The following is a 19,713-nucleotide window of genomic DNA, read 5'->3' as shown; positions in this document are numbered from 1 at the left end:
ATTCATAATTTCTTACTTCTTTAAACAGGTCTTTGTACTCTGCACAATATGCATCTACGAGCGCAACTGTTGGCTGGGCATCCCTTGGCAGATGTTTCAGGATTTGTAATTCTACATCCATTGCTCTACTTACCTTGTAGAGTTCTATTTTTCCTTTATTCTATTCATTCTATCCGGAAAGTGACAGAAGAGGGGTAAACATCACACCTTATCGATTAAGCAAAGATATAGGTGTAACCCAAACACGCATTAGCGAAATTTTACAAAGAAAGCGCAGTATTACAGCAGATACAGCCTTACGTCTATCCCGCTATTTTGGCAACAGCGCTCAGTTTTGGTTGAATTTACAAACGCAATACGATTTACGTCAAGCTCTTGAAGAAAATCCAGAAGTTTATAATCAAATTCCTCAACTTCCGTTTAATGATGTAGCTTGAATAGCACTGAAGTGCTGACTACAAACTAGCAAAACTTAAAGATTTTGGATAAAGTTGAGGTTAGTGTCCCAGCATCTTATCTCGCAGATGCTTAATGCGATCGCGGAATTTTGCAGCCTCTTCAAATTCTAATTTCTTCGCTGCATCTCTCATCTGTTCTTCAAGTTTACCAATCAATCCGGGAATCTCTTCTAACGGCAATTCATCTATATGTTCGTCTACAGTTTTCAAATCAGTTGCATTCAACCGCCGCGATACTTCTAAGAAAGACAAAATCGCATTACTCGATTTTTTAATAATCGGTTGCGGTGTAATTCCATGCATTTTATTGTATGCCGTCTGAATCCCACGCCGTCTATCTGTTTCATCAATGGCTTTAATCATGCTGTCCGTCAGATTATCAGCATACATAATTGCCTGTCCATTGACGTGACGTGCTGCTCTACCAATAGTTTGAATTAAAGAACGCTCGGCTCGCAAGAAACCTTCTTTATCTGCATCCATAATTGCTACTAAAGAAACTTCCGGTAAATCCAAACCTTCCCGCAACAAGTTTACTCCCACCAACACATCAAAATTACCTTCGCGCAATTCTTGCAAAATTTCAATGCGTTGAATGGAATTAATTTCTGAATGCAAATATCGCACCCGAATACTATTGTCTTGCAAATACTCGGTCAAATCTTCCGCCATCCGTTTAGTTAATGTGGTAATCAAAACTCGTTCGTGGCGGTCAACTCTATCTTTGATTTCTCCTAACAAATCATCAATTTGTCCTTCTGTAGGACGCACAGAAATTTCTGGGTCAATTACGCCTGTTGGTCGAATCACTTGCTCAACTACACGATCTTCAGAAACTTCTAATTCCCAATTTCCTGGTGTAGCGGAAACAAAAATACACTGATTCACCTTTTGCCAGAATTCTTCTGCTTTTAAAGGACGGTTATCAGCAGCACTGGGAAGGCGAAATCCATGCTCAATTAAAACTTTTTTCCTGGCTTGGTCGCCGTTATACATCCCGCGAATTTGAGGTACAGTAACGTGAGATTCATCTATGACTAAAAGCCAATCTTTAGGGAAATAATCAATTAAACATTCTGGTGGTTCTCCGGCTTGTCTACCTGCTAAATGACGAGAATAGTTTTCTACGCCATTGCAATAACCTACTTCGCGTAACATTTCTAAATCGTAGCGCGTGCGCTGATCTATGCGTTGTGCTTCTAATAATTTTCCATCTGCTTCTAATTCTGCCTTTCGCTGTTTTAATTCAGCTGCAATATCATTACAAGCTTCTTCTAACCGTTCTTCAGGAGTGACAAAGTGACGCGCCGGATAGATATGTACTGCTTCCAAACTGTTGAGAATTTCACCAGTCACCGGATCGATATAGCGAATCGCGTCAATTTCATCACCAAAAAATTCAACCCGAATAATTCTATCTTCGTATGCCGGGCCTATTTCTAAAACATCACCTCGGACGCGAAAACGTCCTCGACCCATTTCTATATCGTTGCGGCTATACTGCACAGATGTCAAATCTCGCAAAACTTGGCGTTGATTAACTTCCATACCTATTTGTAGGGGAATCGCAGCTTTAAGATATTCTGCGGGAGTTCCCAAACCGTAAATACAGCTAATGGAAGCAACGACTATAACATCGCGGCGTTCAAAAAGCGATCGCGTCGCTGAATGCCGCAACATATCTATTTCATCATTAATCGAAGCTGTTTTTTCAATATAAGTATCGCTAACTGGAATGTACGCTTCTGGCTGATAATAGTCGTAGTAACTAACGAAATACTCAACTGCGTTCTTGGGGAAGAACTCTCGCAACTCGTTACAAAGCTGTGCGGCGAGGGTTTTATTATGCGCCAATACCAATGTCGGCTTACCAACTTTCTCAATTACTGCTGCTACTGAAAATGTCTTACCCGTTCCTGTAGCTCCCAGTAAAGTTTGGTAACGATTCCCTGCTTGGATACTTGCAGTTAGTTGGGCGATCGCTTGTGGTTGATCGCCTGTAGGCTGAAAGGGAGCTTGAAGACCAAATTCTGTCATACAGTTTTGCTGGAAATACCCTATCCCATGTTAACGAACCAATCTGCACTCAGTAAGTGCAAATGTTAAAACCAATAAATAGCAATATTTATTTATAAAATTTTACAATTAAGGTTTACTTATGTGTAAAATTTGAAGATTTTTATACCTATGCAAGGTTATTTAAGGTTAAACTTTCATATATTGGAAAAATAAAATCTTTCCTTAATTATTGTAAAATTCAGTTAATAAATCCAGAGGTGTTTGGTTATGAGCGTTAGCGGTACTGGTAAAGCAATCAGTCCTCGGCAAAGGCGAGCCAAGCTTAAAGGAGAAACAACAGTGGAAGTTGAAAAAAATAATCAGGGTTCTAATTTGAATACAAATAAAATTGAGCAAGATACCGATGGATCGGTGCAAGAGAATAGTGGTAAACTCGTTATTTCTGGGGTGCGTCCTATTGCCAACAGTGACTTAGAAATTGCTGAGACAATCAATGAAGCTGGTCTTCGTCCAATCAGTACTAGTCATTTGCAAGTAGTTGAGACAATTAACGAAGCTGGTCTTCGTCCTATTGGTGCTAATACATTCCAAATTGTTGACAGTATTAGCTCATCTGGTGTTCGTCCAATTTCCTCAAGTTCGCTCGTAGTCTCTGAAAGCTATTCAGTGTTCGGTAACCGTCCAGTAGCATCAAATAATATAGATGATTCTACCAATCTAATGGGTTTTCTAGATTAGATCGAGAAATAATTAAGATAAATAAAAACCCAGGTTCTAAATGAACCTGGGTTTTTTATTTAAGTAGTTATAAATAGACCTTCATTTCTTAGATACAAACGAATTCTAATTTATCAACTATGAGAGAAAAATTAATAAAATAACGCACTCTAACAAGATAAATATTTTTTGGCTAGATTGAGTTTGTGATAAACAGGATAAATCTTAGTGTTGAAGTTTCCTCTTTGTGGAAAACAACTTTTTTTGATGACACAACCTTATTTATTTAGCTTGAGTACGCTAATCTCTTCATGACAACATTATTTTATCGACAGAGATAACTAAACTAGCTTTTTCCTCTTTCTTTTTATATAGGTTAATAATGTATCTTCAGGTGGAAGGCTTTAGCAATAATCTTAAGTTACCTTATAAATGTAATAACAAACTGTTTCAAAGTTAATTAATAATCAACAGCTTTGAAATTTAGTTTTTAGAAAATTTAGGAGTATAAAATGAGTACAGAAGATCGCGCTAAAGCTGCTGCTAAAAATATAGAAGGTAAGGCTCAAGAAGCTTTAGGAAATATTACCGGAGATCCCGAAGACAAAGCTGAAGGTAAAGCAAAACAAGCTGAAAGCGAAGTACGTCACGGCATCGAAGATGTCAAAGATAGCGTCAAGAAAAAACTCGATTAATTAGAATGTACCCTATTTGCAAATTATTGACATAACTGGGGATGTCTGATTTTGCAAAAACAAGAAGTGATTCGGCTTAACCCCTTTCATTCCCATTTAATAAGGGAAGATAGGGGTTCTTTTTAGAATTTCCGAAGTATACAATTTATTAAGTGTGACGCACTTATATTATTAAACTTAATAATTCTGACAGGGAATTAATAATCTTTTAGACTTTTTTCTAGATGTAAGTTTCGAGCAATTCATCTCACTTCAATTGAATTGCTTATCTAGCAAATGTTTTATTATGTAGGAGGCGAACAATGATTCTGCTTGAGCAGAGTCGCAAAATAGCGACGACTTTTGTATTAATTTTGGTGCTAATGATTAGTACCGCTTGTGGTAGTAACACTTTAACACAAGCTGACCGTACAACTGCTCCACCAGCGATCGGTCGGGATGTAACTTATTCACAACTAGAACGAGGTAATACCCCATCAGGGCAAAGTTTTGGAACCTGGGTTGTGCAAACATCTCAAGGATTAGTTAAGGATGCATATGTACGTGACAACAATAAGCTAGGAATAGTTATTTCTCCTCAAGTGCGTCCTAATGAGGTAAAACCTTTAGCAAAATCTTTGGCACAAGGTTTTCGCAAAAACTTTCCCAATCAAGACTTAACCGTTTTGGTTTACGGGCCTGATAAAAAATTGATTTTGACTGCTAAATATGACGTTCAAACTAACCAAGTTCAGTACACTTAATGACTGAATTCGCATATAAGTTTGATGATAGCAAGTCTGGAATAAGAGCATAGTGATTGTCAGGTTGTTAAAAAATCTGACGTGAGTAAGGAGAGAAGTAAAGTGACAAGCAGCGAAGAGTACAAACGCCAAATAATGAAAGATTTGGCTGAAGGAAATGTTGAATCTCTAGATGATACGAGATCGGATTCAACTACCGAATATGAAAACTTTGACGACTTTGCCCAACGCACAACAACCGATCAACGGCGACAACTGTTCGGTCGGTCTGTACATCCAGAAAAAATTCCGACCAGCCAAATGGAGCCGGAATTACAAAAAGCGATCGCTCAAATTAAACCAAACGAACGAGACGATGTCGCACGTTCTTTCTTCAAACACTTAAAATCCAGAGGATTGGACGAGCGACATCTAGAGCAACAGCTTGGTCTGTCTACCCATCACGCCAGCCGTATGAGTGCTGATGATGTTAGCAAACTTGCCTCCTTTGCTTATCACAACCACCCTGACATTTTCCGTGAAGTGTTAGCAGAGCAACCAGGCATTATTAAATTCCTCAGCAATCCTGTAGTGGCAGGTATTATCGGGATTGCAGCGGCTAAATGGTTGGGTAGCCGTAAGTAAATTTTTAATCCAGAGCGTTAAGGCATCAGGTGGGCATTGCCCACCTATTTTTTATGCAAAAATATTTCATTTCGATACAAAAATAGAATAGGATTTACGTATCAATTACTATAAGTATTTTTGTTATCCAAAAGCAAATTTACATAATTTTCATATAAGTACATATCCATTCTTTGGTTGTAAAGCTGGTAAAATCTAGCTTTGAATGATATTAAAAATAAATTTACCAAGATAATGATATTAAAGATTCTATTAAAATTTACTTAAACTAGTTGATTATAATTACTTAACCAGTAACACTGATTACTGTTGTTTTACAGAAAAATTACTGATAACCTTGCCAGTAGCAACAAGTTGAAAGCGAAGTATAAAACTGTAGGTAACTTGGTTATACGCAGGTTGAGTGTAGCTACAAGGTGGCTTATCGTTAGACATCATTCCAATCGCCTTAAAATTTCGTTACTCGAAAAAATTTGCACTAAAGTCCATTTTTCGTTAGGATTTCAGTCCGAGTAAATCTACATGAAAGCTACTAATGCAACTAAACCATTGAATAATCCGCAATTCTGGCTATTAGGAATAATAGGAGGCTTGATTGCAATTCTCCTAACTCTAGTATGGAGAACTGGAGATGATTCCTATTTGGGTATATATGTTTTATGCTTATTTGCTGTAGCCTCTACACTGGGAGAAAAACGCCATAAACTGACTTTAGAAAGTGGACTTTTTCCCAGTCTTTTAGGGATTGCGTTGATTATTTTTATACTTTGGCAAAGTGCTAATTTAACCCACGGAAAATGGCTGAAAACATTTCTTCACATAGCACCGTTTATTTCAGCTATTGGTGTTAGCCTGCTTGCTTCTGGACTAAAAGGATTCAAGCAATTTTGGCAAGAACTAACAATTTTGTTTTTCCTTGGCGTTCCGAAGGCGGCGATTTTATCTTTTATTGATATTACACCTTTGGCCCTTCTAACTGCCAAATACTCAACCCTACTGCTTTGGTATACGGGGTTTGAAGTGTCTCTGCAAAATAACTATATTAATCTGCCAACAGGTGGTATCCAAGTTGCTGGTGAATGTGCGGGTTTAGAATGGATGTGCCATCTTCTGACACTAGCTGTAATTGGTTTATTCATGTTTCCTCCTAAACCGAAAAGAAGAATATTAGTACCTATTGTGGCTGTTCTAATCGCATTTATTGTAAATGGAGTACGCATCGCCATTTTAGCTGCGATCGCAGCACAACAACACCAACCAACATTTCATTACTGGCATGTGGGAGGTGGTTCTTCTGTATTCGGGATTATTACAGTACTCATATTTGGATTATTCTACTGGTTTCTCCTCCACGAGCAGGAAGTTGAAAAACAGAAGATTACGGAGTCTACAAGTCGATGACTCTGTGGAAAAAACTGCGGATTTTATTATTGGCTGTGACTCTCGGTAGTGTTGTATTAGTTTTTGTGAAGGTTTCGTTGACAAAGAATACAAACAAGCCAAAAGCACTCAAGTTTGGGCGTGAAGCTAATATTGTTGAGCTATTTGAAGATGATGTTTGCATAGTTTCTCGTTATGAGGGAAACTATGATGTTGTCTTTGCTTCTAAGAGTAAATCGAGACAAACTGAGATTACAGAGGAGTCACATGTCTAGTTGGATTTCGCTAGTTTGTATAACTGCAAATTTTCATAAATTGCTTGGTTTTATTTTTTTGGATTAGCAAGCTCGCTTTCTCCAAAGCTTAATACTCTTCAATTCCATTTTTAATAATTTGTTAATAATCATGACTAAATCAAGTAGTGATAAATTTATTCCCTTAGTGCAGGAGCTACAAGAATTTGTCTTCAGCCAAACAGGCTCGATGACTCTGTTACGAGTGCTTGGTTACGGTCTATTACTTTTAGCACTCTTTGACATCGTAGAAATGTTTGTTCCGCCGAACTTTATGAACCCCGCTTGGGAATTTCAAACATTTGGCTCTCTAGTTGAACGAGTACCAGTACCTTTAATTGGGTTAGTATTGGTATTTTATGGAGAGCTACATGCAAGATCGAGATGGGAATTTGTGACTTTAAAATTTTTATCTTGGTTGACTTTATTACTATCTATATTATTTTTATTGCTAATTCCTTTAGCAATCGGTAACACAGTTAGACTCAGCAAGCAAAGCTATACTCAAATTAATACTCTATCTCAGCAACAAATATCTCAGGCCGAACAAGTCGAACAACGAGTGAGCCAAGCTACACCACAACAGATAGATAATTTTTTAAAGAGCCAGGGTCGCTCCTCAAATACTAAAAATCCTCAAGAATTGAAAAGTCAAATACTGTCACAAGTTTCTAAGGCAAAAACACAGATTAAAAATCAAGCACAAGCTACTCAATCTACTCAAAAACTGAATTTGCTCAAGAGTTCTGTAAAATGGAATCTCGGTTCTTTGGTTTCTGCTGCTCTCTTTTTTAGTATTTGGAAAATAACAACTTGGGCAAGAATAGGTAGATGACAAAATTTAGATCCGAATTCAAATCTACAAAAAATATTTAGGATCGCACTCCCTTTTATAGCAAAGTGCTGAGTAAAAACCCAAAAGTAAAACCAAAAAAATAGGATGGTATTGCCCATCCTATTTTTATTTATATTGTCTTAGTAATGCAAATTTTCGCAGTGATTAAACCTTTGCTAATTCTGGTGCGGAACGCTTACTGTTGCGAATAGCTGTAATTGCTTCAGCATAATCTTTGGCGTTAAACACAGCTGAACCAGCAACAATTGCATTAGCTCCTGCTTCCAAAACCTGCCAAGTATTATTTGCTTTAAGTCCGCCATCCACTTCAATCCAAGGATCGAGACCCCGTTCGTCGCACATTTGACGCAACTTGCGGATTTTGGGTATTACAGCAGGAATAAAGCTTTGACCGCCAAAGCCGGGGTTAACGCTCATAATCAGCACTAAATCGCAAAGCTCTAGCACGTACTCAATAAAATCTAAAGGTGTTGAAGGATTGAGTACTACTCCTGCTTTTTTGCCAAGTTCTTTGATTTGACCCAGAGTACGGTGTAGGTGGGGCGAAGCATTATGCTCGGCATGTACGGAGATAATATCAGCGCCTGCTTTAGCAAAGCCTTCTACATACTTTTCTGGTTCCACAATCATCAAGTGGACATCTAGTGGTTTTGTCGTAACAGGACGAATTGCCTCCACTACCAGAGGACCTATCGTAATATTAGGTACAAAACGGCCGTCCATTACATCAACATGAATCCAATCTGCTCCGGCTGTATCTATAGCGCGAACTTCGTCACCTAGACGACTAAAATCGGCTGATAGGATAGATGGAGCAATCACAATGGGCTTTTGAGATAGGTTTTGGGTCATGGCTAGTGGTTTTTTTTAGCGTCCTCGTCTGTAAGCATTGTAACAAAATAATGTAACAAAATATTGAGCGATCGCGATCTATTTAATCCTGGCTGGATGACGAAAATCAGGGAGAACAGACAGACAAATACTTCAAAATAAAGAATTCATTCTGCTGCTTTCTAACTCCTAACTCCTAACAAGTGACAACTGACTATTAACTATTAAATATGACCAAAAAACTAACTTGGATAATTTGGGGATTGAGTGTTTCTTGCCTGAGTGCGCCGGCACTTGCTTCAGCTTTACAAAGTTCTTTGGGAACCAATGGGATTGATGCTTTAAAACTACACCAACCTCCCTATAATTTAATCGGTCGCAAGATTGCTATTGGTCAGGTAGAAATTGGTCGTCCGGGAATGTTTGGTTGGGATAAAGCAGTGTCTAAAAATCGTGCTATATCCCTAGCTGCGGTTTTTTTACGTAATGGGCCAGCCAAGTCCAATAGCGGTGTTGACCCTCACGCTTACAATGTTGCTGGTGTCATGGTCAGCACAGACAAAGGATTACCGGGAATTGCTCCAGGAGCAAGACTGTATTCATCTGCTGTGGGTTCTACAAAAAACATGGGTCAGCCAGAAGAGTGTTTATCAGCGCAACACATCGCGTTGCAAAACAGTGGCGATGTCCGTGCCATTAACTTTAGTTTTGGCGAACCTCTCAACCGCGATCCTCGCCCAGATGCAGTTTTAGATGGCAGAGCCTTACTAACTCTGTGTATTGATTGGTCTAGTCGCTTTCATGATGTTTTGTATGCGATCGCAGGCAACCAAGGTAAAGGAGGTATTCCCATCCCTACAGATAATTTTAATGGACTTAATGTGGCTTTTTCATCGCGCCGAGGAGGGATTTTTAATAAAGTTGATGTTTCCAATTTGGCAGGTACTAATTACGGAGTCAGCGGTCGTTTAACCGGAAAAGAATTTAATTTGGATGGACGGCGCTCTATTAGTTTAGTCGCCCCAGGTAGCAACATTCCTTTGCTCAATCCAGATGGCAAATTAAACAAAGTTACAGGTACAAGTTTTGCAGCGCCACACGTTACTGCTACTGTTGCCTTATTGCAGGAATTTGGCGACAGAGAGATACGGAAAAAACAACTTCATTGGAGCATTGATGCACGACGACATCAAGTCATGAAAGCTGTATTAATGAATTCGGCAGATAAAATTCGAGATATCGGTAATGGCTTGAATTTAGGAATGGCTAGGACGTTAATTGACAAACAAAATGAAGATTGGCTGGCTTCTGATGCTTATAAAGATCCAACAATTCCCTTGGATGCCGAAATGGGAACAGGTCATTTAAATGCATTTCGTGCTTACGAACAATTTAGTGCTGGTCAATGGCAACCATCAGTTGCTGTGCCTGCCATTGGTTGGGATTACCGGATATTAAATGCTGGTGCATCCACGGAATATGTGTTAGCTAAACCGTTAAAGCAGAAAAGTTTTGTAGCTATTACTTTAACTTGGGATCGATTAGTGCAGTTAAATGATAAGAATCAAAACCAACAATATGATGTAGGTGAAACTTTTAGCGATCGCGGTCTCAACAACCTCGACCTCTACTTAGTAAAAGCTGATGCTATAAATTCTGATACTGGTACTGTTTGTTCCTCTATCAGTAAAATTGATAGTGTAGAACATATTTTTTGCCCTGTTCCTGCTACAGGCAATTACAAAATCCGCGTTCAATTTCGCCAACAGGTAAACGAAGCAACTCAACCTTATAGTTTAGCTTGGTGGACTGTGCCAGTTAATTAACAACTTGCAAATAATCCAATTGTTGACTTTTGATTGTTAACAGTCAATAGTCAACAAGTTCCAGGAAGATAGTTTTTTCTAAAATTTACTTGCATTGTGCAATCAGTTCCTATTATATAAAAATAACTCAGTACAAAATGATAGCGAAAAACTCAATTGATTTTTACTAAAAATTATCAACGCCAATACTAAGTTATTAAGTAGTTTGATATACAATTATCTGAAAACTTTAGACATCTTCATAGATCAAAGCGCTTCATAACTAATCTGGATTGCCGCTTTAATCGGTAACAGGTACAAGTGACATTAAATTACTCTCAATTATCTATCGTTACCAAAACTGTAACCATGACATATTTCTGTTGTTGCCAATGCAATAGTTAATCATTAACACACTTCATTAGCGTCAATGTTCGCAAAGAACTAAAAAGTATTTGGCAAGCGAGGTGGCAGAATGAATCGGCAGAAGTTGAGTGGTGTGAAAGAAACTTTTCTCCAAAGACGGTATGGTGTAAGTTTGGGAAGACGTTACGTTTTGGCGGCAGCTAGTGTTGTTCTATTAGGTGTATTAGGCTGTTCTCAGGTCAATAATAGTTCGAGCGCACTTGCCCAATCAGATATACCTCAATCGGAGTATCCCTTGCCAAAAAAAATAGCGAACAATGATACAAAACTTGTTAATGCTAATAATAAATTTGGCTTCAAATTGTTTTCAGAAATTCTCAAAAATAACAGTAGTGAAAACAACATTTTTATTTCTCCTTCAAGTGTAGCGATCGCTCTAGCTATGACCTACAACGGTGCTAGTGGCACTACTCAACAAGCAATGGCTAAAACCCTAGAATTACAGGGTATGAGCCTGCCAGAAATTAACTCTGCTTACGCTTCATTAAAGGAATTATTAGAAAAGCCCAGCGAGAAAGTGCAACTAACTATTGCTAACTCACTATGGGCAAGGAAAGATGTTAGTTTCCAGCCAGATTTTTTGAAGACAACCCAGAATTTCTACAAAGCCCAGGTGACAAATTTAGACTTTCAAGATGTCACAGCCCCCAATACTATCAATAACTGGGTCAAGGAAAAAACAAACGGCAAAATCAATAAAATAGTTGCAACAATTAAACCCGATGAGGTGCTATTTCTAATTAACGCCATATATTTTAAAGGTAAATGGAGTGACGAATTTGATAAAACCCAAACAGCCGAACATCCTTTTCATCTCATATCTGGCAAACAAAAGCAGCACCCTATGATGTCGCAAACAGGCGACTACAGATACTATGAAAACGAGCAATTTCAGGCAGTGAGTTTACCTTACGGGCTAGATAGGAAAATCAGCTTTTATATCTTTTTGCCTAAACAGAACTCGAATCTCAATGTCTTATATCAAAACTTAAGTCTTGAGAACTGGGAAAAATGGATGACTCAGTTCCGCAAACAGGAAGGGTTTATTCGTTTGCCGCGTTTTAAAACAGACTACGATGTTACACTCAACGATGCCTTGAAAGCTTTAGGCATGGAAGAAGCATTTAGCGATAAAGCTAACTTTTCTAACATGGGTCAAAATCTTACCATTAGCCAAGTTAAGCATAAAACTTTTGTTGAGGTAAATGAAGAAGGCACGGAAGCAGCAGCAGCTACCTCAGTGGGGATACAGGCAACATCTTTGAGACAGCAACCAGAACCATTCCGCATGATTGTTGACCGTCCCTTCTTCTGTGCTATTCGAGATAATCAAACAGGAAGCATTTTGTTTATGGGTTCAATTCTGGAACCGAAGTAAGAGTGCTGAGTACAGACGCGATTAATCGCGTCTGTACAAAAGTTAAGAGTTATTTCTCCCTCATCTTCCTCATCTTCCCCTGCTCCCCCTGCTTTCTTACTAGGGTAATGTCGGTTCGGAAACGCTCAAGGGATTTTTTTTCTCTGCTTTTGGAGATTCTTCTGGTGGAACGGGTGCAGTTACCTCTTTTGGCGGAGTGGTTTCTTCTTCGATGCTAAGAACAGTCGGACGCAAGGCAGTTAAAGCAGTTTTAATGATTACAGCAGTGGGAACCGCTACAATCACACCTAAAAGCCCACCGATTCTTGCGCCTGTTAAGACCGAAATTAGTATCCAAACTGGATTTAAACCAGTAAAATTACCCAAAATCCGAGGTGCAATTAAATTTTCTAGAATTTGTTGGACAATAACCGCTGCAATTAAAACTCTTACTCCCATCCAGAAGTCTTGCAGCGCGACTAAGGAGGTGGTGAGGGCAATGCCTACAGAACCGCCAAAGGGCACAAGAGCCATGATGCCAATGGTTAAGCCAAATAACAAACCAAACGGCACTTTCAGCCATAAAAAGGCAGGAATTAAGGCTGAGGCCATACAAGTAGATAAAATTAGCTGGGTGAGAAAGAAATTTTGAAAACTCAGGCGCACTGTTTCAGAGAAAGGTGCGCGAAATTTTGGTGGCAGCCATTCCACTAAACTTTGCCAAAGTTCGCCCCCATGCTGCAAAAGGTAGAAAGTCAAAACCATTGTCAATAGAAAATCCAGCAGGCTGGTGAATGTGACGACGGCCAAATTTAAAACTTGTCCGGCGATCGCCTGCAATTGTCCCTTGACGCGATCGTTGATTTGTACTACCAGAGCATCAAGATTAATCGGTAAACCAGCAACTTCTGCTTTCTCGTTTAACATCATTAACTGAGAGCGTCCAGAATCAATTAACTCTGGTAAACGGGCCACCAGTTGTTGAGCTTGGGTAAGGGCCAGGGGAAATAAGGTGACACCCAGTGCCAAGAGTATCGATAAAGCTAATAAGAAGACTAAAATGGCAACTTGCTCTCGTTTAGCACCGCGACTCTCCATCCAACTGACAGGATAGTTGAGCAGAAATGCTAGAACTGAGGCTCCGACTAAAATGACTATTAGGGAATGGAAATAATGAAAAATTGCCGAAATAGCCCAACCATTGAGAACTAGCAGCGGGGCGAATAATGCGATCGCCCCGATTCGCGCTATTGGTGTGAGTGTCTGCCACCAGTTGACTAGCTTGCGTGTCTGCATCTTTAGCCGATTGCGGGATATAACTACATAAAATCCTTCTTTACAGCTTATTATCTCCGACTACATCACTGAATTTCATCTCTCTTGTTTAGGATTAGACTCATCCCAATGGAAAATTTTGAACCAATCGATAATTTGCCTACTGTCGGGACTGGGGACAAGGCGCAGGGGAGCAGGGGAGCAGAGGGGCAGAGGAGCAATTCCTTCTCCCAATCCCCAAGCCCTAATCCCCAATCCCTAATCCCCAGAGAAGAGGCAGCTGCTTCTAGAAGATTATTACTCATACATTTGATTCCAGTTCTCGGCTTTTTTCCATCTCTATGGACTCTCTACCGCCGCCAGGGAAGTCGGGAACAACTGGTTGTGAGTCGTCTGTCTATTACTCTGGGGTTAACTTGGCTATTGGGTTACTTATTGTTAGCAGCTGGAGCAGAAACTTCAAATTTTTTTACACTGCGTTTATTAATCCTTAATAGTTTTTTTACATCTAGTTATTTTTTGGTGAGTGTCTGGCTGATGTTTCGGCTCATCAAAGGTAAGTCTAATCGTTTACCAGGGTTTAGCAATTTTGCTGAACAAGTACTGAATAAATACTTACATTAAATTATTGCAAGCGATCGCTCGGCTGGTACTTTTACTGAAAATGTTCGCAAATAACAGATTATCTACTATCGGATCTGGTCAAACCGACTTATTGTTGTCATACTTCAATAAAACATCTCCGGATTTGCAACAAAGCAGGAGAAATGCTGCTATAAGTGTTGTGATGTTGTGGTAGAGGCAACGGTTAAATAGTCAGCAAGATTCATCAAAAGTTAACTATTATGAGTTAATTTGTCTGCATATTATTTAGTCTGCAAATTTACCTAATTAGATCAGTTAAATGTGAGGAAGTCTGTGACCATTCAAAGAACTTCGGCGGAAGGAAACCAATCGGCAAACGCTCCCAATCCAAAGGACAAAAACTCCCAGAACTCGAAATCAGGACGCTGGCTGTGGTTTTGGGTAGGTATGAGCGGGATCGCAATGGTATCAGCAACAGCAGGGGCACTGTTGGCGGTTTCTCTAACTAGTACACCGTTGCAGCAAGCCGATTTAAGTCCCCAAGAAGAAGCTGTCTTTGATGGCGATCGCATTTCTGGTGAGGGATTACGCTTTTCCCAATTAACTCGTCCCGTCAATCTCTTAGTCATGGGGATGAGCGTACTGCCACCAGATATTCAAAATCCTCCCACTGAATCCAAAAATCTCAAATACCTGCCACAGGTAAACTCCTTTGATGGTCTTTCTGATGTCATGCTCTTGATCAAATTCGATCCAGAGACAAAAAAAGTGGTCATGCTTTCTATTCCCAGAGATACCCGTACAGAAATTGAGGGACATGGGATGAAAAAAATTAATGCCGCCAATGTTGAAGGCGGGCCAGCTTTGACTGCTAAAACTGTTAGTAACGTTTTGGGTGGGGTGGGAATTGACCGCTATATCCGCATTAATGTTCTGGGAGTAGGTAAATTAATTGATGCCTTGGGTGGGGTGACAGTTTATGTTCCCAAGGATATGAAATACCAAGATGATTCTCAACACCTCTATATCAATTTAAAAGCAGGCAAACAGCACCTCAACGGCGATCAAGCACTGCAATTACTGCGTTTTCGTCACGATGAACTCGGAGACATTGGTCGGATTCAACGGCAGCAAATGGTGATTCGTGCCTTAATAGACCAGACTGTAAACCCCGTAACGGTAGCGCAATTACCTAAAATTCTCAACGTAGTCAAAGAAAATATCGACACTAACTTAACGGTTGAAGAGTTAGTGGCGCTTGTGGGTTTTGGAGTGCGAACCAATCGCTCTAATATGGAGATGTTATTGCTGCCAGGTCGCTTCAGTGAGAAGAACGAGTACGATGCCAGCTATTGGTTGCCAAGTAAAAATAGTATTGCCAAGTTAATGGCGCAACACTTTGGCTTGGAAGCACCAAATGAGGAGCAGGTGAGTAACCCAAATTCTTTGCGAGTGGCAATTCAAGATAGCACGGGTGGCGATCGCTCTAATCTCAGACCATTAATCAGAGCTTTAGAAAAAGCTGGTTATCGCAATATTTATGTTTCTAAACCTTGGAGCGAACCTTTAGAAGTAACTAATATTATTGCTCAACAAGGAGATAGTGCAAGTGCTGAATCAATTCGCAACTCTTTAGGATTCGGAGATGTGCGGGTAGAAAGCACTGGTAATTTAGATTCAGATATCAGTATCCAAGTCGGTAAGGATTGGTTACAGCAAAAAGCTATCTTTGAGGAATCTACCAAAAATTAGTATAGCCACCAAAGAAGGTAGAGAGAGCAAAGGATTTTTCAATTTTAGGCAATTATAACTACAGAAACTGTGATTTTTGTTTATTAGAATCTGCATTTACCTCTCTCCCAAAATTTCTCCATAACTTTTGCTATCTTCATCTATTGCTACATTTGCGATCGCTTCTACCTTAAGCTTATTAAAAAAGCGATCGCAACTGCTGGCTAATTCACCCGACTAAGGTGATATCTCATATAAATTGCTTTTGACAAAAAATTTTAGGTTCGTTGACCGTCTTATAGTAAAAGTATGTAAAGTGCTGATGTAAACAGAGAGCAGTGTAATCTGGCGAGGGGATCGTAAATTCCGTATTTTCAATATAAAGCGAGTAATAGGCTGAATTGATATTGATGATATAGCAGTTATAGCTAGCTCGTGAGATAGTGTATAAAATCTGAATCTAAAAAACAAAAAGGTGTGAGGAAAAGTTTCACACCTTTGTATTTTCATATCTTAATATGATATATATAGCTCTATCCCTATTTACCAATTGTCAGCAGTACCTTTTTTATAAGGGTCACCTGTAAAGGGTTGTACGCCAATAGTAGGATAAGCATCATCATTAGGGCCAAAAATCCGCATTGCTGCTTCCGAAATATATTGAGTTATGCTAGCAAGCATTTTGGAAATAGACATAATATAGACTCCTTTTTTGAGTCACTATTAATTGTGATGTTTCTACTCTAGTTCTGTTCTTATGTCCTGGCTCTACTTCTCAATATATTGACAACCTATGCAATGCTTATTTAGATATGTTTGCAATACTTTAGCTTATTCGCAAGCCATTCAGTCTTAATTATAAGGGAGCGATCGCAGGCAGGGGAAGCAGGGCGAGATGAGGGAACAAAGGAGCAAAAGGGTGGGGGGAAAAAGACTGTACAGAAATTACTCTTAATCCCCATATCCTCTTCTTGACTCTTAACTCCTGTACAGACAAGGGTTAATCGTGACTCTACTCAGCACTTTTTGTCTTACCCTATTAATAGAAATAACTATTAATAAATATTAAATAATAAAATATTTTTGTGTTTTCTTTCTGTAAAGATACCTTTTAGTGGCAGTAGTATAAACTGCCTTATCCAAGAGTTGACATTATTTATGGTAAAAACTACCATAATAGAAGAAGCATTCTTGAAAGGACGCTCTTGCATGACTACTTTGCCAGACTTGGATAGGCATCACCAAGAACTGAACTTATCTGCTGCTGATTACAGCCTGCTTACTGACCTTTACCAGTTGACAATGGCAGCTTGTTACACGGGTGAAGGTTTAGAACAACGATGGAGTAGCTTTGAGTTATTTGTGAGGCGATTGCCAGAGGGTTTCGGTTATTTAATTGCCATGGGGTTAGCCCAGGCATTGGAATATTTAGAAAAATTTCGCTTTAGTTCCTCACAAATAGCAGCTTTACAGGCGACGGGAATTTTTGCTGGGGCAGGCGATCGCTTTTGGTCGCTATTAGCCCAAGGACAATTTACTGGGGACGTTTGGGCAGTAGCGGAAGGCACAGCCGTATTTGCCAATCAACCACTGTTGCGAGTAGAAGCACCCCTTTGGCAAGCACAGCTAGTAGAAACTTATTTGTTAAATGCGCTGAATTACCAAACTTTGGTAGCCACAAGGGCAGCACGTATCCGCGATGTAGCAGGGCAGCAAGCAACACTTTTAGAATTTGGCACAAGACGAGCATTTAGTCCCCAAGCCTCATTGTGGGCAGCGCGAGCAGCCTTAGCAGGCGGATTGGATGCCACTTCTAACGTGTTAGCGGCACTACAACTAGGGCAGCAGCCAAGTGGTACGATGGCTCACGCTTTGGTGATGGCCCTGTCAGCAGTGGCAGGAAGTGAAGATGAGGCTTTTAGCGCCTTTCATCGATATTTTCCGGGCGCACCATTGCTAATTGATACTTACGATACCATCGCTGCTGCGGAGCGGTTGGCTGAAAAAGTCAATTCTGGAGAAATGGAATTAACTGGCGTGAGGTTGGATTCTGGGGATTTAATAACTTTGTCCAAACAGGTGCGATCGCTACTTCCCGGTGTATCGATTTTCGCTAGTGGCGATTTGGATGAATGGGAAATTGCCAGACTCAAAGCGGCTGGGGCTGAAATTGATGGCTATGGATTAGGAACGCGATTAGTTACAGGTTCGCCAGTAAATGGAGTCTACAAACTTGTAGAAATCGATAACATCCCAGTGATGAAAAAATCGAGTGGCAAATTAACTTATCCAGGACGCAAGCAGATTTTTCGCTCCTTTGCAGAAGGTAAGGTAACTGATAGGTTGGGGTTAGTGACAGAAAGCCCTTTGGTGGGCGAACAACCTTTATTGCAAGTAGCGATGAAACAGGGCAAACGAGTGCAACCACCAGAAACTTTAGCAGCAATTCGCCAACGTACCGCCGCCTCAATTGCCAGTTTGCCAAAAGAAACACGGCGTTTGGATAATCCTGTTGCTATGCAGGTGGAGATTTCGGCGGCGCTGCAAGATTTGACAGCAAAGACGGAGAAACGAACCGCAAAGAACGCAAAGGACGCAAAGTAAGATGATGAGAATTGCTTTGTTTGGTACTAGTGCCGATCCACCAACTGCTGGACACCAAGAGATTCTTAGATGGTTATCTGAGCGTTATGATTGGGTGGCAGTTTGGGCAGCAGATAACCCATTTAAATCCCATCAAACATCTTTAGAACATCGGGCGGCAATGCTGCGGCTATTGATTGCAAATATGGATGCACCACTGCACAACATTGCTGTGGAACAGGAATTGAGTAGCTGGAAAACACTGGAAACAGTGGCAAAAGCGAAAGTCCAGTGGAGAGAAGATGCTGAGTACACTTTGGTTGTTGGTTCAGATTTACTCAATCAACTACCGCGTTGGTATCGAGTTGAAGATTTGTTACAGCAAGTGCAACTGTTGGTTGTACCGCGTCCGGGATATGCAATAGATGAGTCTAGTTTGGAGGCTGTGCAAAAGTTGGGAGGGAAAATTGCGATCGCCAGCTTGACTGGTTTGGATGTTTCCTCAACAGCGTACCGCGAACGCGGAGATACCGAAGCCCTCACACCCTCTATTATTGCCTATATTCATCGAGAGCATTTGTACAAATGCCAGGACGCAACCACAAAAAGATTCCAATTCCACTAAATCAACAACCTTTGGCTGATTTCAAGGTTGGTGTTGATAATGTAATTTTTTCTGTAGATACCACACAGAATCGGCTGCTAGTTCTGTTAGTCATGCGACAGCAAGAACCATTTTTAAATTACTGGAGTCTTCCCGGTACTTTGGTACGTCAAGGAGAGTCTTTAGAAGATGCTGCTTATCGCATCATGGCTGAGAAAATAAAAGTAAATAATCTTTATTTAGAGCAATTGTATACCTTTGGGGGGCCGAGCCGCGATCCGCGAGAAGCAAGTGATAGTTATGGTGTGCGTTATCTTTCTGTTAGTTATTTTGCCTTGGTACGGTTTGAGGAAGCAGAATTAATTGCTGATGGGGTTAGTGGCATAGCTTGGTATCCAGTTAAACAAGTACCGCAATTAGCTTTCGACCATAATGAAATTTTGGCGTATGGACACAGGCGTTTACGCAATAAGTTGGAATATAGCCCGATAGCATTTGAAGTCTTGCCGGAAACATTTACTTTGAATGATTTATATCAGTTATACACCACCGTTTTAGGCGAAAACTTTGCCGATTATTCTAATTTTCGGGCGCGTCTACTCAAATTAGGTTTTTTATGCGATACCGGAATCAAGGTCTCACGGGGCGCTGGTCGTCCAGCTAGTTTATATAAATTTGATGCTGAAGCTTTTGCCCCTCTAAAGGATAAACCTTTGGTGTTTATTTAAATT

Annotated in this window: 19 protein-coding genes; 15 read left to right on the top strand and 4 right to left on the bottom strand. The window is 40.0% G+C overall.

Going from position 1 to position 19,713, the window contains the following annotated elements; genetic code table 11:
* Window positions 1-146 precede the first annotated feature (146 nt).
* Window positions 147-437 (top strand): HigA family addiction module antitoxin, encoded by a 291-nt coding sequence (locus tag I8752_RS31300; RefSeq protein ID WP_214436076.1) that lies wholly within the window; start codon window positions 147-149, stop codon window positions 435-437.
* Window positions 438-497: 60 nt separating this feature from the next.
* On the opposite strand, the gene uvrB is transcribed toward I8752_RS31300, so the two are convergent.
* The gene (uvrB, locus tag I8752_RS31295; protein WP_214436069.1) at window positions 498-2,495 is read right to left on the bottom strand and encodes an excinuclease ABC subunit UvrB; all 1,998 of its coding nucleotides are present in this window, start codon (window positions 2,493-2,495) and stop codon (window positions 498-500) included.
* Between the two features lie 249 nt (window positions 2,496-2,744).
* On the opposite strand from uvrB, the gene I8752_RS31290 reads away from it, so the two are divergent.
* The 7 genes from I8752_RS31290 to hpsJ-A all read left to right on the top strand — a co-directional run bounded on the left by I8752_RS31290 (window position 2,745) and on the right by hpsJ-A (window position 7,764).
* Window positions 2,745-3,215 carry a hypothetical protein gene (locus tag I8752_RS31290; protein WP_214436068.1) on the top strand — a complete coding sequence of 157 codons (471 nt, stop codon included), beginning with the start codon at window positions 2,745-2,747 and terminating at the stop codon, window positions 3,213-3,215.
* Window positions 3,216-3,706: 491 nt separating this feature from the next.
* Window positions 3,707-3,889, top strand: a complete 183-nt coding sequence (locus tag I8752_RS31285) for a CsbD family protein (protein WP_214436067.1) — start codon at window positions 3,707-3,709, stop codon at window positions 3,887-3,889.
* Window positions 3,890-4,191: 302 nt separating this feature from the next.
* Window positions 4,192-4,632 carry a hypothetical protein gene (locus tag I8752_RS31280; RefSeq protein WP_214436066.1) on the top strand — a complete coding sequence of 147 codons (441 nt, stop codon included), beginning with the start codon at window positions 4,192-4,194 and terminating at the stop codon, window positions 4,630-4,632.
* A gap of 102 nt (window positions 4,633-4,734) precedes the next feature.
* Window positions 4,735-5,256: a hypothetical protein gene (locus I8752_RS31275; protein WP_214436065.1), complete on the top strand. Its 522-nt coding sequence runs from the start codon at window positions 4,735-4,737 to the stop codon at window positions 5,254-5,256.
* 522 nt (window positions 5,257-5,778) lie between these two features.
* Window positions 5,779-6,657, top strand: coding sequence for a cyanoexosortase A (gene crtA, locus I8752_RS31270; protein WP_214436064.1), 879 nt, complete (start codon window positions 5,779-5,781; stop codon window positions 6,655-6,657).
* The gene (locus I8752_RS31265) at window positions 6,654-6,911 is read left to right on the top strand and encodes a hypothetical protein (protein ID WP_214436063.1); all 258 of its coding nucleotides are present in this window, start codon (window positions 6,654-6,656) and stop codon (window positions 6,909-6,911) included. The genes crtA and I8752_RS31265 overlap by 4 nt, the downstream gene beginning before the upstream one ends.
* Window positions 6,912-7,041: 130 nt before the next feature.
* Window positions 7,042-7,764, top strand: coding sequence for an HpsJ-like protein, cyanoexosortase A-associated (gene hpsJ-A / locus I8752_RS31260; protein ID WP_214436062.1), 723 nt, complete (start codon window positions 7,042-7,044; stop codon window positions 7,762-7,764).
* Window positions 7,765-7,929: 165 nt separating this feature from the next.
* Here the strand turns inward: hpsJ-A and rpe are convergent, their stop codons facing one another.
* Window positions 7,930-8,637: a ribulose-phosphate 3-epimerase gene (rpe, locus tag I8752_RS31255; RefSeq protein WP_214436061.1), complete on the bottom strand. Its 708-nt coding sequence runs from the start codon at window positions 8,635-8,637 to the stop codon at window positions 7,930-7,932.
* 209 nt (window positions 8,638-8,846) lie between these two features.
* Here rpe and I8752_RS31250 point away from each other — a divergent pair, with 209 nt between their 5' ends.
* Together I8752_RS31250 and I8752_RS31245 are read left to right on the top strand one after the other, a co-directional pair.
* Window positions 8,847-10,442: a S8 family serine peptidase gene (locus I8752_RS31250; protein ID WP_214436060.1), complete on the top strand. Its 1,596-nt coding sequence runs from the start codon at window positions 8,847-8,849 to the stop codon at window positions 10,440-10,442.
* A 454-nt stretch (window positions 10,443-10,896) separates the two neighbouring features.
* Entirely contained in the window at window positions 10,897-12,225 is a 1,329-nt protein-coding gene (locus I8752_RS31245) for a serpin family protein (RefSeq protein ID WP_214436059.1), read from the top strand.
* Window positions 12,226-12,324: 99 nt separating this feature from the next.
* Here I8752_RS31245 and I8752_RS31240 read toward each other — a convergent pair whose 3' ends face one another.
* On the bottom strand, window positions 12,325-13,500 hold the full coding sequence (locus I8752_RS31240) for an AI-2E family transporter (RefSeq protein ID WP_214436058.1): 1,176 nt from the start codon (window positions 13,498-13,500) through the stop codon (window positions 12,325-12,327).
* Between the two features lie 108 nt (window positions 13,501-13,608).
* Here I8752_RS31240 and I8752_RS31235 point away from each other — a divergent pair, with 108 nt between their 5' ends.
* The gene (locus I8752_RS31235; RefSeq protein ID WP_225896022.1) at window positions 13,609-14,103 is read left to right on the top strand and encodes a hypothetical protein; all 495 of its coding nucleotides are present in this window, start codon (window positions 13,609-13,611) and stop codon (window positions 14,101-14,103) included.
* A 294-nt stretch (window positions 14,104-14,397) separates the two neighbouring features.
* Window positions 14,398-15,816 (top strand): LCP family protein, encoded by a 1,419-nt coding sequence (locus I8752_RS31230; RefSeq protein WP_214436057.1) that lies wholly within the window; start codon window positions 14,398-14,400, stop codon window positions 15,814-15,816.
* Window positions 15,817-16,338: 522 nt separating this feature from the next.
* Here I8752_RS31230 and I8752_RS31225 read toward each other — a convergent pair.
* Window positions 16,339-16,491 (bottom strand): hypothetical protein, encoded by a 153-nt coding sequence (locus I8752_RS31225; protein WP_214436056.1) that lies wholly within the window; start codon window positions 16,489-16,491, stop codon window positions 16,339-16,341.
* Between the two features lie 513 nt (window positions 16,492-17,004).
* On the opposite strand from I8752_RS31225, the gene I8752_RS31220 reads away from it, so the two are divergent.
* Genes I8752_RS31220 through I8752_RS31210 form a run of 3 tightly spaced genes read left to right on the top strand, consistent with a single transcriptional unit; the run spans window position 17,005 to window position 19,710 of the window.
* On the top strand, window positions 17,005-18,399 hold the full coding sequence (locus tag I8752_RS31220) for a nicotinate phosphoribosyltransferase (RefSeq protein ID WP_214436074.1): 1,395 nt from the start codon (window positions 17,005-17,007) through the stop codon (window positions 18,397-18,399).
* Window positions 18,400-18,403: 4 nt separating this feature from the next.
* Entirely contained in the window at window positions 18,404-19,003 is a 600-nt protein-coding gene (locus tag I8752_RS31215) for a nicotinate-nucleotide adenylyltransferase (protein ID WP_214436073.1), read from the top strand.
* On the top strand, window positions 18,964-19,710 hold the full coding sequence (locus tag I8752_RS31210; RefSeq protein ID WP_214436055.1) for an NUDIX hydrolase: 747 nt from the start codon (window positions 18,964-18,966) through the stop codon (window positions 19,708-19,710). The genes I8752_RS31215 and I8752_RS31210 overlap by 40 nt, the downstream gene beginning before the upstream one ends.
* The last annotated feature ends 3 nt before the right edge of the window (window positions 19,711-19,713 follow it).

It is taken from the genome of Dendronalium phyllosphericum CENA369 (assembly GCF_016056275.1).
Taxonomy (GTDB): Bacteria; Cyanobacteriota; Cyanobacteriia; order Cyanobacteriales; family Nostocaceae; genus Dendronalium; species Dendronalium phyllosphericum.
Note: the sequence above shows the minus strand (reverse complement) of the source record. Positions and strands in the feature narration are given on the sequence as shown.